The organism is Streptomyces sp. NPDC005805, from assembly GCF_040630445.1.
In the GTDB taxonomy this organism is placed as follows: domain Bacteria; phylum Actinomycetota; class Actinomycetes; order Streptomycetales; family Streptomycetaceae; genus Streptomyces.
In genome coordinates, this window is record NZ_JBEXXN010000006.1 from 77,607 (window position 1) to 89,670 (window position 12,064).

Sequence of the window (12,064 nt, forward strand, 5' to 3'; positions counted from 1 at the left end):
CCGGCCCGTCCGGCGGCACACTGATCGCGGCCTCCGGCATCGAGGGCACCGTGATGTCGGGCGCCCTGCTGCTCGCTCTGCCGCTGGCCCTGCTCGCGGGCCTGGTGTCGTTCTTCTCGCCGTGCGTGCTGCCGCTCGTGCCCGGCTATCTGTCGTATGTGACCGGTGTCACCGGCACCGACCTCGCGCAGGCCCGGCGCGGGCGCATGGTGATCGGGGCCTCGCTGTTCGTCCTCGGCTTCACCGCCGTGTTCGTCTCCGGCGGGGCGCTGTTCGGCTTCTTCGGCCAGACCCTCCAGCAGAACCGGGAGATCCTCACCCGGGTCGCCGGTGTGCTGATGATCCTGCTCGGCGTCTTCTTCATGGGGCTGATGCCCTGGCTGACGCAGCGCGAGTTCCGCATCCACAAGCGGCCGGTGTCCGGGCTCGCGGGCGCGCCGCTGCTCGGCGCGGTGTTCGGGATCGGCTGGACGCCCTGCATCGGCCCGACGCTCGGCGCGGTGACCCTGCTCTCCGCGAACGAGGCGAGCGCGGGGCGCGGGGCGCTGCTCACCGTCGCGTACTGTCTCGGACTCGGCGTCCCGTTCGTGCTCGCGGCGGTCGCCTTCCGCAAGGCGCTCGGCGCCTTCGCGTGGGTCAAGCAGCACTATGTGTGGGTGATGCGGATCGGCGGGACGATGATGATCGCGACCGGTCTGCTGCTGCTCACAGGCGTCTGGGACACCATGGTCCAGTCGATGCAGAGCTGGGCGAACGGCTTCCAGGTGGGGATCTAGGGACATGGGCAAGGCAGGCGTGAACGACACCGCGGAGACCGAGGAGCGTGAACTCGGCGCGGCCGGCGCACAGCTCTCCACGGCTCCCGTGGAGGGCGCCGGCGACCAGCCCGCCGGCGGCCCCGCCCTCGGTGTGATCGGCTGGGCGCGCTGGTTCTGGCGGCAGCTCACCTCCATGCGGGTCGCGCTGATCCTGCTCTTCCTGCTGTCGCTCGGCGCCATCCCCGGCTCCCTCGTCCCGCAGAACGACGTGGACGAGATGAAGGTCCAGGCGTTCAAGGCGCGCAACGAGACCCTGGCGTCGGTCTACGAGAAGCTCCAGTTCTTCGACGTCTACAGCTCGGTCTGGTTCTCCGCGATCTACCTGCTGCTGTTCGTCTCGCTCATCGGCTGCATCGTGCCGCGCTCCTGGCAGTTCGTCGGCCAGCTGCGCAGCCGCCCGCCGGGCGCGCCCCGGCGGCTGAACCGGCTGCCCGCGTACACGACCTGGCGGACCGGGGCGGAGCCGGAGGAGGTGCGCGCGGCGGCCCTGGCGATGCTGAAGGGGCGGCGGTTCCGGGCGCACGAGGCCGGGGACGCGGTCGCCGCCGAGAAGGGCTACCTCCGGGAGGCGGGGAACCTCGTCTTCCATGTCTCCCTGATCGTGATCCTGGTGGCGTTCGCGGCCGGGCAGCTCTTCAAGTCCGAGGGCGGCAAGCTCGTCGTCGAGGGCGGCGGCTTCTCCAACACGCTCACCCAGTACGACAACTTCAAGTCCGGCTCGATGTTCGGCGTCGACGACCTCGACCCGTTCAGCTTCTCGCTGGACAGCTTCACCGGCACCTACGCCAAGAGCGGCCCGCAGCGCGGCACCCCCCGCACCTACGAGGCCGCCGTCACCTGGTCCGAGCCGGGCGGCGCCGAGAAGAAGCAGATCGTCGAGGTCAACCGGCCGCTGGTGGTGGGCGGGACGAAGGTCTACCTCAACGGCCACGGCTACGCGCCCGTGGTCACCGTGCGGGACGGCAAGGGCGAGATCGTCTTCCAGGACGCGGTGCCGCTGCTGCCGATCGACAGCAACGTCACCTCCACCGGCGCCATCAAGGTGATGGACGGATACCGGGACAGGAACGGCAAGAAGGATCAACTGGGCTTCCAGGCGTTCTTTGTGCCGACCTTCGCCGGAGCCGGCAAGGGCGACATGTTCTCCCAGTTCCCCGGCCTGGAGTTCCCGGTCCTCGCGCTCACCGGCTACCGCGGCAGCCTCGGCGTCGACGCGGGACTGCCGCAGAACGTGTACCAGCTCGACACGCGCAAGATGAAGCAGTTCAAGGGCGCCGACGGCGAGGTCCTCAAGCAGCGGCTGCTGCCGGGCGAGACCATGAAGCTGCCCGGCGGCGCCGGCTCCATCACGTTCGAGAAGGACGTCAAGGAGTGGGCCACCTTCCAGATCACCCGTCAGCCCGCCACCGGCTGGGCCCTGGGCGGCGCGGTCGCGGCGATCGGCGGCCTCGCGGCCTCCCTCTTCGTCCAGCGCCGCCGGGTCTGGGTACGGGCGGTGCGCGGTGAGGACGGCGTCACCGTCGTGGAGATGGCGGGCCTCGGCCGCAGCGAGTCGGCGAAGCTCCCCGAGGAGCTGTCCGACCTGGCCCTGACCCTCAACGCAGAGGCGCCGACGGCGCCCGAACCAGTGGACGCAACCGCCGAAGGAGCCGAGAGGTGAATCTCTCCGCGACAACGCTCGCCGCAGCGACGAACGAGAACCTGGCGCAGATCAGCAACTACCTGATCTATTCGTCGATGGCCGTCTACACCCTGGCCTTCTTCGCGCACATGGCCGAGTGGCTCTTCGGCAGCCGCAGCAAGGTGGCCCGCACGGCCGCCGCCCTCACCGCCCGGCCGGCGGAGGGGACGGCGAAGGCCGGGGCCGCCCCGGCGGTCACCGTCCGCAAGGACGGCGGGACGGCGGTGCTGGACAAGCCGAAGGTCGTCACCCGGGCCGCGAGCGGCGCGCGGGACGTGCCCGACGGCCCCGGCGCGCACGGCGGCACCGAGAAGGGCGACCTGTACGGGCGGATCGCGGTCTCGCTGACCGTCCTCGCCTTCCTGCTGGAGGCGTCCGGCGTCCTCACCCGCGCCCTGTCGGTGCAGCGCGCGCCGTGGGGCAACATGTACGAGTTCTCCACCACCTTCTCCACCGTGGCCGTGGGCGTGTACCTGGCCCTGCTGCTCGCGGGGAAGAACGTCCGCTGGGCCGGACTGCCGCTGGTGACCACGGTCCTGCTGGACCTCGGCTTCGCCGTCACCGTCCTCTACACCGAGAGCGACCAGCTGGTCCCCGCGCTGGACTCGTACTGGCTGTGGATCCACGTCTCCACCGCGATCTTCTGCGGCGCGGTCTTCTACCTGGGCGCGGTCGGCAGCATCCTCTACCTGTTCCGCGACTCCTACGAGGCGAAGCTCGCCCGCGGCGGCAAGCCCGGGAAGTTCGCCACCTCGGTCATGGAACGCCTGCCCTCCGCGGCCTCCCTGGACAAGTTCTCCTACCGGGTCAACGCGGCGGTCTTCCCGCTGTGGACGTTCACGATCATCGCGGGCGCGATCTGGGCGGGCGACGCCTGGGGCCGCTACTGGGGCTGGGACGCCAAGGAGGTCTGGTCGTTCATCACCTGGGTCGCCTACGCCGCCTATCTGCACGCCCGGGCCACCGCCGGGTGGAAGGGCCGCAAGGCCGCGTACATCGCCCTGATCGCGTTCCTCTGCTTCCTGTGGAACTACTACGGGGTCAACATGTTCGTGAACAGCCTCCACTCGTACGCGGGCGTCTGACACTCCGGCCGGCGTCCGACATCCCGGCCGGCGTCCGGCGCCCGCCGGGTCAGGACGCCGGGCGCTTGGTGTAGACGCAGTCCTTCGGCGGGGCCTTCCCCTCCGGCCAGGAGAACTCCTCGAAGCGCAGCGAGCCGTCGGCCGTCAGCCGGACGATCGGCACGGCCTTGTTCCGCGGGTTGCCGTCGGTGTCCAGGCAGATCCAGCCGCTGGCGCCGTTCACCCGCAGGGAGCCCGTCAGATGGGGCCACTGCGCGGAGACGTCGTCCAGGGCGGGGGCCTCGCCGGCGGAGCCGGTGGCGCGGCGGATGCCCTGGACCGCCGTCGCCATCGCGTCGTAGCCGATCATCGTCTGGCCGTCGTGCAGGTCGTTCGGGCCGATCCCGTCCTTCTGCTCGGCCAGCGCGTCGGCGAGTTGGCGGAACGCGGCCTCCGAGCCGCCGGTACGCGGCGGGGTCCGCCCGCCGGCGCTCACCCAGGCGTCCGGATGGGCCAGCGCCGCGTACTTGAGGGTCACCCGCGGGCGCTTCTCCCCGGGCCGCCGTTCCAGGGGCTCGCGGTCCACCAGGGGGTCCGAGCCGAGGTAGGAAGCCTCGTCGCCGGTGAACACGGTGAAGCCCCGCTCGGCGCAGCCGGCCCGGCCCAGCTCCGAGACGAAGACGCGCAGCGGGGTGTGGCGGCCCGCGAAGAAGACGGTGTGCGCCTCGGTGTCGCAGATGTAGTGGGCGATGCTGTTGAAGACATTGCCCAGGTTGCCCGGATTGTCCGGGGCCTCGTGGGAGGTGAACGGCCGGGCGTCGTAGACCTGGTCGGGCAGCTGCTCCTCGAACGCCTCGCGCAGGGTGCGGGCGTAGTTGTCCTTCGGCTGGGTGTCGTAGACCAGGAGGGCGTTGCGGTCGACGGCCCGGGCGTGCGCGACCAGGGCGCGGGCCTCGTCCTTGTTGGTGGGGGAGACCCGGGCCAGGCCCGGGACGCCGGCGATGTCGTCGGCCGTGATGGTCGAGCCCACCATGGGGATGCGGTGGCGGGAGAGCAGTGCCACGGCCTGCTTGTTCACCGTGTTGCTGGTCGCTATGCCGGTCACCGCGCGCAGCGGCACCGCGTCGTCCGCCATGCCCGTGAGCTGCCGGACCACGCCCTCCCAGTGGCGGCCCAGATCACCGGTGTTGGCGAGCAGGACGCGGATCTTCGGCGGCCGGCCCTCCGCGCGGTTGGCGAGCCGCTGCTGCACGTACACGCCCTGGAGCTCGTGCCGCATCTTCACCAGCTGCTCGGGCGCCCGGGAGCTGAACGGCATCAGCACGGCGACGGAGACGGCCTGCTCGCCGGAGGCCGCGACCTCCCGGTTCTCCGCCCCGATCGCCCGGGCGACGTCCGCGATCTCCGCCACCCCGAAGGCGTAGCCGCTGCCGGACACCCCCACGCACTCCTCGCTGCCCTCGGGCCGGGCGACCCCGGCCGCGCAGGAGCGGTCCGGGTCCAGGACACCGGGCAGGAACAGCACCCCGAGGAGCACCGCCAGCGCCGCCCCGGCCCCGATCAGGATCTTGGTCAGGTTGTTCACGGATCCGTCCCCCCGTTCGCCCGTCCCCGCCGCGAGCAGGCGCACTCCCGCAGCGGGCGCCCCGATCTGATGCTCTCCGTCCAGCGCGCGGCGGCGTCGGTCAGCACCGAGCTGTCCGCCACGTCGTCCCGCAGCGCGTGCAGCGCCCCGTGCGCCGCGGTCTCCAGCCGCGCCTCCGGCAGCTCCAGCCGGTCCTGCGCCAGCCAGGCCGCGTGCAGCAGCCGCGCCACCCGCCGGGCCGGGTCCCGGTGCCCGCCGGTGAAGGCGGTCGCGCGCCGCCGCTCCAGGCCGTCGAAGGCGGGCGCGGAGGCGATCAGCAGCAGCTCCGCCAGCCAGGCCCCGGTGTCCGCCCGGTCCAGTGAACCCGTCAGATACGCCACCGCGTTGCGGGTCCGGCCGGTCGCCAGCTCGTGCCGGTACTGCCGCCAGGGAGACGGCCCGGTCGCGTAGTGCATCGCCAGCCGGGTGTGCAGGCCGAGCCAGGAGGAGTGGTCCGCGTCCAGGTGCCACAGCTCGTGCAGCAGCACCGTGCGCAGGCAGTGGTCCCCGACGAAGTGCTCCTCGCAGCGCGGCCAGCCGTCCTCGTCCAGCGCGTGCCGCAGCTCCGAGGTGGTCAGGGCGGCGGCGGGCGGCAGCAGCAGATCGGCGGCCCGGGCGTCCGCCGCGGGGGAGACCAGGGTGAGCAGTTCGCCGAGTTCGCCCGGGGCCAGCTCGCGGCGGAGCAGGGCCGCCACCGTGGGGCCCGGGCCCGGCCGCCGGGACCCGCCGGCCGGGCGGTGGCGCAGCAGCGAGCGCAGGGTCAGCGAGGAGAGCGGACCGGGGCCCGGCGCGAGGTCGGGGTCCATGGCGGCCGAGGTGCGTATCTCCTCGATCGCGTCCGTCATCCGGGTCATCGCCAGCGGGCGTCCGTCGGTGAACCGGTAGAGCGCGCGCGGCAGTCCGGGCGGCAGCATCGCCTCCGGGTCCACATGGCTCAGCAGGCCGTCCGAGGTCTCCGGACCGGCGGGCGGCAGCGGTGGGCACGGCACCACGACCAGGGGGCGCCGGCACAGCGCGTCGCCCCGCTGGCCGGCCAGGGCGACGGCCGAGGTCAGGGACGGCAGCCGGTGGGCGTCCCGCAGGGCGGGCGCATCGCCGCGGCGGAAGGCCGCGTAGACGACCACCCGGTCGGTCTCCCCGGTCGCCCGGTGGGTGAGGCAGCCCCGCACCAGCTGCTCGCCCGGCTCCTCGTGGGCGTTGTCCAGGAGCAGCAGGGGGCGGCCGGTGCGCAGCAGCCAGCCGCCGGTGGTGCGGTACGCGGCCTCCAGGTCGGCCCGCAGCGCCTGGCCGAGGAAGTACTCGGCGCGCCGGCGCTGGTCGCCGCCGATCCGGAAGTGGCTGCCGAGGAGGGTCAGTCCGAGCCGGGCGTTGCCCTGCGCGCCCGGGTAGCCGCCGTACCAGTCGACCGCCCGGCGGCTGCCCCGCTGGAGGAGTTCGCCCATCAGGACCTCGACCGAGACCTCGATGAACTTCTGCACCGGGGGCAGCGGCAGCGGCAGTGCCGCGTAGGCGGCGACGAGCTTGGCCGCCCACTCCCGGACCGCGTTCGATCCCGTGCCGCGTGCCGGGGAGATCAGCTCCAGGCGGCGCAGCTCGGCCGTGATCCGCTCGTCGCGGTCGGCGTTCCAGCCGCCCGAGGCGATGGCGACCAGCCCGGCGAAGAGCCGGGTCATGGCCAGGGTCCCGGTGCGGGGCGGTCCGCTGCTGGTGACGCCGATGCCCAGGGCGCGCAGCGCCTCGGTCACCAGGGAGCGCGCCTCGGGCGCCTCGGCGACGGCGGTGCGCAGCGCCGGGTCGGCGCAGTCGAGGTAGGCGGTGGGCGTGACCGGCGAGCAGACGTCGCGCAGCCGGGTGAAGGCGTGGGTCTTCCCGGTGCCGCGGCCGCCGACGACGGCGACGACCGGTGGGGGCAGCGCCACGCAGGCGCGGCGCTGCCGGCGGCCGGCCACCTCGGTACCGGTGAGATGGGACGTGAGCAGCGCGAGCAGGTCGCCTCTCTCGGCGAGCTGATCCCTCAAGACGACTCCCCCGTCAGTCAACTGGCGCCAGAGGGTGTGCAGTTGTGCCGTCATCCAGGGTAGGCCGAGGGGTGCCCGCCCGGCGCGTGTTCGGGCGGATTCCGTGTTCGGTCCGTTACGCGGCGTCCCGGCGCGCGGGCGTACGCGGGGTCCGGGCCGGGTTCGGGACCCGGCCGGGGTACGCGGCGGCGGCCGGGGGGCAGGGGCGGGCAGGGGTGCCGGCGGGAGCGGCCGGGGCGGCGCGCTCAGGCGGTCAGGCGTCCTCGCCGATGTCCTCGTGCCACAGCTCGGGCCGCGCCGCCACGAAGCCGCGCATCAGTTCCGCGCAGCCGGGGTCGTCGAGGAGCACGATCTCCACGCCGTGCTCCGCCAGCCAGTCGTGGCCGCCCTCGAAGGTCCGCGCCTCGCCGATCACGACCCGGGAGATGCCGAACTGGCGCACCAGACCGCTGCAGTACCAGCAGGGCGAGAGGGTGGTGACCATGGTGGTGCCGCGGTACGAGCGCTGCCGCCCGGCCGCCCGGAACGCGGCGGTCTCCGCGTGCAGGGACGGGTCGCCGTCCTGGACGCGCCGGTTCCGGCCCCGGCCGAGCAGGGCCCCGTCCGCGCCGTAGAGGGCCGCGCCGATCGGGACGCCGCCCTCGGCGAGCCCGGCGCGCGCCTCCGCCACCGCCGTGGCGAGCCACTCCGCGTACGTGTCGGTGCCGGGCGGGGAGCCGGGGGCGGTCACGGGCGGGGCTTGTCCGGGTCGTCCTTGTCCACGGCCTCGCCCGCCGGGTCCGGGCGGCCGTCGCGGTCCGTGCGGCCCTCTCCGGCGGACGCGCCGCCGCCCGGCGCGGTGTCCTTCGGCGTGTCGCCGTCCGCGCCCGGGCCCGGGGCCGGCCGGTCCTGGCCGAGGGACTTCAGGAAGTCGGGATTGTCGTCCGGGGCCACCCAGCGCTGCCGGCCGGCGGGCCGCTGGAGCGCGGCCCGGTCCTTGCCCACGATCAGCCAGGAGATCGATCCCACCAGCGGGAACAGCAGCACCAGAATCGCCCACAGGGGCTTCGGGATGTGCTTGATGTCCTTCTCGTCAGTCGTGATGCAGTCGATGAACGCATAGATGCTGAGCGCCAGCGGCACCAGAATCATCAGCACCCGAAGCATGGACCGACCCCCTGCACACAGAGCTCGGGGCCGAGGTGACGGCCCCCGTGACAGTCCCAGCGTAGTGCGTACCGGATACTGGACCGCATGGCTTACGACGATCTTCGCTCCCTGCTGCGGGCTCTGGAGCGCGAGGGAGACCTCAAGCGCATCAAGGCCGAGGTCGATCCCCACCTGGAGGTCGGGGAGATCGTCGACCGGGTGAACAAGGCCGGCGGCCCCGCTCTCCTCTTCGAGAACGTGCGCGGCTCGTCCATGCCGCTCGCGATGAACGTCTTCGGCACCGACCGCCGCCTGCTCAAGGCCCTCGGCCTGAAGTCCTACGCGGAGATCGGCGAGAAGATCGGCGGCCTGCTCCGGCCCGAGCTGCCGCAGGGCTTCGTCGGTGTGCGCGAGGCCTTCGGCAAGCTGGGCTCGATGGTCCACGTCCCGCCGAAGAAGGTGAAGGACGCGCCCGTGCAGGAGGTCGTCCTCACCGGCGACGACGTCGACCTGGACGCCCTGCCCGCGCTGTTCACCTGGCCCGAGGACGGTGGCTCCTTCTTCAACCTGGGGCTCACGCACACCAAGGACCCCGAGACCGGCATCCGCAACCTCGGCCTCTACCGGCTCCAGCGGCACGACCGGCGCACCATCGGCATGCACTGGCAGATCCACAAGGACAGCCGCAACCACTACCAGGTCGCCGCCCGGCGCGGGGAGCGGCTGCCGGTGGCCATCGCCTTCGGCTGCCCGCCGGCCGTGACCTACGCCTCCACCGCGCCGCTGCCCGGTGACATCGACGAGTACCTCTTCGCCGGCTTCGTCGCGGGCAAGCGGACCGAGATGGTCGACTGCAAGACCGTGCCGCTCCAGGTCCCGGCCAACGCCGAGGTGGTGCTGGAGGGCTGGCTGGAGCCGGGGAAGATGCTCCCCGAGGGGCCGTTCGGCGACCACACCGGCTTCTACACGCCGCAGGAACCGTTCCCCGCGCTGACCATCGACTGCGTCACGATGCGCAAGCGGCCGCTGCTCCAGTCGATCGTGGTGGGTCGGCCGCCGACCGAGGACGGGCCGCTGGGCCGTGCCACCGAGCGCTTCTTCCTCCCGCTGCTGAAGATCATCATCCCGGACATCGTGGACTACCACCTGCCGGAGTCGGGTGGCTTCCACAACTGCGCGATCGTCTCGATCGACAAGAAGTACCCGAAGCACGCGCAGAAGGTGATGCACGCCATCTGGGGCGCGCACATGATGTCGCTGACCAAGCTGATCGTGGTGGTGGACGCCGACTGCGATGTGCACGATCTGCACGAGGTCTCCTGGCGGGCCCTCGGCAACACCGACTACGCCCGCGACCTGACCGTGGTCGAGGGCCCGGTCGACCATCTGGACCACGCCTCCTACCAGCAGTTCTGGGGCGGCAAGGCGGGGATCGACGCGACCCGGAAGCTGCCCGAGGAGGGCTACACCCGGGACGGCGGCTGGCCCGAGATGGTCCTCTCGGACCCGGAGACGGCGGCGAAGGTCGACCGCCGCTGGAAGGAGTACGGCCTGTGAGCCCCGCCGTGGGCGGACCGGCCCTCTTCATCGGCGGGGACGACGCCTATGTGGCCTTCGTCCGCCCCGAGCTGGATCCGGCCGACCCGGGGGTGCGGCGGGCCGCCGAGGAGGCGGGCGTCGACCCGGAGGAGTTCGCGGGGCCCGGGGACCTCTGGGCGGTCCTGGTCGAGCAGGACGGCGCGGGGGACGGCTTCGAGCTGCCCGGGGTGCGCGACGCGGAGCCCGCCGGCTTCGCCGAGCGGCTGCGCGCCGAACTGGTCGGCGCGGCCGGGCCGTTCACGGTGGATGGCGGCGCGGTGCTGAGCCTGGCGGCCCGCCCGGCCGGGGAGGGCGCGGTCGCCTTCACGGCGCATGTCACCCCGCCCGGCGACGAGGCCGTGCCCCTGGTGGTGGAGACCGGCCCGCTGCCCGTCGCCGGTCTGCTGGCCGATCTCGACGCGTTCCTCGGGAGCCTCGCATGATGACGACCGCCGACGGGGTGGTGAGTCCGGGGCCGGCGCCGCGTCCGGCCGGGAAGGTGAAGGGCTTCCTGCGCGTGGTGATGATCGAGCACTCGGTCTTCGCGCTGCCCTTCGCCTATATCGCCGCGCTGACCGCGATGTTCCAGGCGGACGGGACCGTGCACTGGGTCGAGCTGCTGCTCGTCACGGTCGCCATGGTCGGCCTGCGGACCTTCGCGATGGCGTGCAACCGGATCATCGACCGGGAGATCGACGCGCGGAACCCGCGCACGGCCTCCCGCGAGCTGGTGACCGGCGCGGTCTCGGTGCGCTCGGCCTGGACCGGCGCGGGGATCGCCCTGGTGGTCTTCCTCGGGGCCGCGGCCCTGCTCAACCCGCTGTGCCTGGCGCTGGCGCCGGTCGCCGTGGTGCCGATGGTGGTCTACCCCTACGGCAAGCGGTTCACCAACTACCCCCACGCGATCCTGGGCCTGGCGCAGGCCATGGGACCGGTCGGCGCGTGGATCGCGGTGACCGGGGCCTGGTCCTGGGAGGCCGTGATCCTGGGTCTCGCCGTCGGCGTGTGGATCGGCGGCTTCGACCTGATCTTCGCCTGCCAGGACGTCCAGGCGGACCGCGCCCACGGGGTGAAGTCGGTGCCGGCCCGCTTCGGCATCCCGGCCGCCCTGTACGGGGCGCGGGCCTGCCACGCCGTCACCATGGCGCTCTTCGTCTGGTACGCCCTCGCGACCGGCGCGGGCGTGCTGCTGTGGGCGGGTCTGGTGATCGTGGCGGCGGCCTTCCTCTACGAGCACGCGATCGTGCGCCCGCACGACCTGTCCCGGCTGAACCGGGCCTTCTTCACGGTGAACGGCTTCATCGGCATCGCGCTGTTCGTCTGCGCGCTGCTCGATCTGGTGGTGCGGGGCCTGACGGTCTGACGACGGTCCGGGGCGGCGGCGGCCGGACGTCGGCAGCGGTACCCGGCCCGCCCCGCGGGACCGCGACCCGGCCCGCCGCCCCGACCGCCCGGTCAGACGCTCTCGCGCCCCCGCACCCGGAAGACGAAGGCCGCGGCCACACCCGCCACCAGGCCGAAGAGATGGCCCTGCCAGCTCACCCCCGTCGCCGACGGGGAGAGGCCCGCGACGATCGAGCCGCCCCAGACCGCGGCTATCAGCAGGCCCACCACCACGTCGAGCGCCTTGCGCTCCACGAAGCCGCGCGCGACCAGGTACCCGAACAGGCCGAAGACCAGGCCCGAGGCCCCCGCGGTGTTCGTCCCGGACGGCGAGACCAGCCAGACGGCGACGCCGTCGACCACGACGATCAGCAGGGCCACCGCCAGGAACCGGCGTATCCCGCCGAGGGCGGCCAGGAAGCCCAGCACCAGCAGTGGAATCGTGTTGGACGCGACATGCCCGAAGCCGAAGTGGAGGAAGGCCGAGGGGACGACGTCGACCAGCTCGGCGGGCTCGCGCGGCACGACCCCGTACGCGTCGAGCGCGTGGCCCGTGAGCACGTCGACCACTTCGAGCGCCCAGAGCAGGGCGACCCAGGCCAGCATGAGCTTGGCCGCGGACCGGACGCGGTCCGTGCCGCTCCGGTCGAGCTGGATGTCCGTCATCGCGGCCCCCCGATCTGTCGTGCCGCCGTCTGTCCCTGTGAACGTCTGCCTGCGTGCCTGCGTGCCGGCACCGGTGTCCGACATCGGAGGAACGTCCGGCACGC

The 12,064-nt window shown here is 73.0% G+C and carries 11 protein-coding genes; 6 read left to right on the top strand and 5 right to left on the bottom strand.

The genetic code is table 11. The features are described 5' to 3' along the window. The first annotated feature begins 53 nt into the window (after nucleotides 1-53). The 3 genes from ABZ457_RS05760 to ccsB are packed head-to-tail and all read left to right on the top strand — an operon-like array spanning nucleotide 54 to nucleotide 3,584. The gene (locus tag ABZ457_RS05760) at nucleotides 54-776 is read left to right on the top strand and encodes a cytochrome c biogenesis protein CcdA (protein WP_359154412.1); all 723 of its coding nucleotides are present in this window, start codon (nucleotides 54-56) and stop codon (nucleotides 774-776) included. Between the two features lie 4 nt (nucleotides 777-780). Then, nucleotides 781-2,478, top strand: a complete 1,698-nt coding sequence (locus ABZ457_RS05765; protein ID WP_359154244.1) for a cytochrome c biogenesis protein ResB — start codon at nucleotides 781-783, stop codon at nucleotides 2,476-2,478. Then, nucleotides 2,475-3,584, top strand: coding sequence for a c-type cytochrome biogenesis protein CcsB (ccsB, locus tag ABZ457_RS05770; RefSeq protein ID WP_359154246.1), 1,110 nt, complete (start codon nucleotides 2,475-2,477; stop codon nucleotides 3,582-3,584). The genes ABZ457_RS05765 and ccsB overlap by 4 nt, the downstream gene beginning before the upstream one ends. Before the next feature lie 49 nt (nucleotides 3,585-3,633). On the opposite strand, the gene ABZ457_RS05775 is transcribed toward ccsB, so the two are convergent. The 4 genes from ABZ457_RS05775 to ABZ457_RS05790 all read right to left on the bottom strand — a co-directional run bounded on the left by ABZ457_RS05775 (nucleotide 3,634) and on the right by ABZ457_RS05790 (nucleotide 8,351). Next, nucleotides 3,634-5,148, bottom strand: a complete 1,515-nt coding sequence (locus tag ABZ457_RS05775; protein ID WP_359154248.1) for a hypothetical protein — start codon at nucleotides 5,146-5,148, stop codon at nucleotides 3,634-3,636. After that, the gene (locus ABZ457_RS05780; protein ID WP_359154250.1) at nucleotides 5,145-7,205 is read right to left on the bottom strand and encodes a hypothetical protein; all 2,061 of its coding nucleotides are present in this window, start codon (nucleotides 7,203-7,205) and stop codon (nucleotides 5,145-5,147) included. Before ABZ457_RS05780 ends, ABZ457_RS05775 begins: the two co-directional genes overlap by 4 nt. A 253-nt stretch (nucleotides 7,206-7,458) precedes the next feature. Then, on the bottom strand, nucleotides 7,459-7,935 hold the full coding sequence (locus ABZ457_RS05785; protein WP_359154253.1) for a nucleoside deaminase: 477 nt from the start codon (nucleotides 7,933-7,935) through the stop codon (nucleotides 7,459-7,461). Continuing rightward, nucleotides 7,932-8,351 (bottom strand): PLDc N-terminal domain-containing protein, encoded by a 420-nt coding sequence (locus ABZ457_RS05790; RefSeq protein WP_359154255.1) that lies wholly within the window; start codon nucleotides 8,349-8,351, stop codon nucleotides 7,932-7,934. The genes ABZ457_RS05785 and ABZ457_RS05790 overlap by 4 nt, the downstream gene beginning before the upstream one ends. 87 nt (nucleotides 8,352-8,438) lie before the next feature. Here ABZ457_RS05790 and ABZ457_RS05795 point away from each other — a divergent pair, with 87 nt between their 5' ends. The 3 genes from ABZ457_RS05795 to mqnP are packed head-to-tail and all read left to right on the top strand — an operon-like array spanning nucleotide 8,439 to nucleotide 11,274. Continuing rightward, nucleotides 8,439-9,890, top strand: coding sequence for a menaquinone biosynthesis decarboxylase (locus tag ABZ457_RS05795; protein WP_359154257.1), 1,452 nt, complete (start codon nucleotides 8,439-8,441; stop codon nucleotides 9,888-9,890). Further along, nucleotides 9,887-10,354, top strand: a complete 468-nt coding sequence (locus ABZ457_RS05800) for a hypothetical protein (protein ID WP_359154259.1) — start codon at nucleotides 9,887-9,889, stop codon at nucleotides 10,352-10,354. Before ABZ457_RS05795 ends, ABZ457_RS05800 begins: the two co-directional genes overlap by 4 nt. Then, nucleotides 10,351-11,274 (top strand): menaquinone biosynthesis prenyltransferase MqnP, encoded by a 924-nt coding sequence (mqnP, locus tag ABZ457_RS05805; protein WP_359154261.1) that lies wholly within the window; start codon nucleotides 10,351-10,353, stop codon nucleotides 11,272-11,274. The genes ABZ457_RS05800 and mqnP overlap by 4 nt, the downstream gene beginning before the upstream one ends. A 92-nt stretch (nucleotides 11,275-11,366) precedes the next feature. On the opposite strand, the gene ABZ457_RS05810 is transcribed toward mqnP, so the two are convergent. Next, nucleotides 11,367-11,960, bottom strand: a complete 594-nt coding sequence (locus ABZ457_RS05810; protein ID WP_359154263.1) for a rhomboid family intramembrane serine protease — start codon at nucleotides 11,958-11,960, stop codon at nucleotides 11,367-11,369. Nucleotides 11,961-12,064: the final 104 nt, after the last annotated feature.

What these genes read in the sequence shown, in the direction of transcription:
- ABZ457_RS05795 (WP_359154257.1), top strand. Translation starts at nt 8,439, where the DNA reads ATGGCTTACGACGATCTTCGCTCCCTGCTGCGGGCTCTGGAGCGCGAG.
- ABZ457_RS05790 (WP_359154255.1), bottom strand. Translation starts at nt 8,351, where the DNA reads ATGCTTCGGGTGCTGATGATTCTGGTGCCGCTGGCGCTCAGCATCTAT.
- mqnP (WP_359154261.1), top strand. Translation starts at nt 10,351, where the DNA reads ATGATGACGACCGCCGACGGGGTGGTGAGTCCGGGGCCGGCGCCGCGT.
- ABZ457_RS05760 (WP_359154412.1), top strand. Translation starts at nt 54, where the DNA reads ATGTCGGGCGCCCTGCTGCTCGCTCTGCCGCTGGCCCTGCTCGCGGGC.
- ABZ457_RS05765 (WP_359154244.1), top strand. Translation starts at nt 781, where the DNA reads ATGGGCAAGGCAGGCGTGAACGACACCGCGGAGACCGAGGAGCGTGAA.
- ABZ457_RS05810 (WP_359154263.1), bottom strand. Translation starts at nt 11,960, where the DNA reads ATGACGGACATCCAGCTCGACCGGAGCGGCACGGACCGCGTCCGGTCC.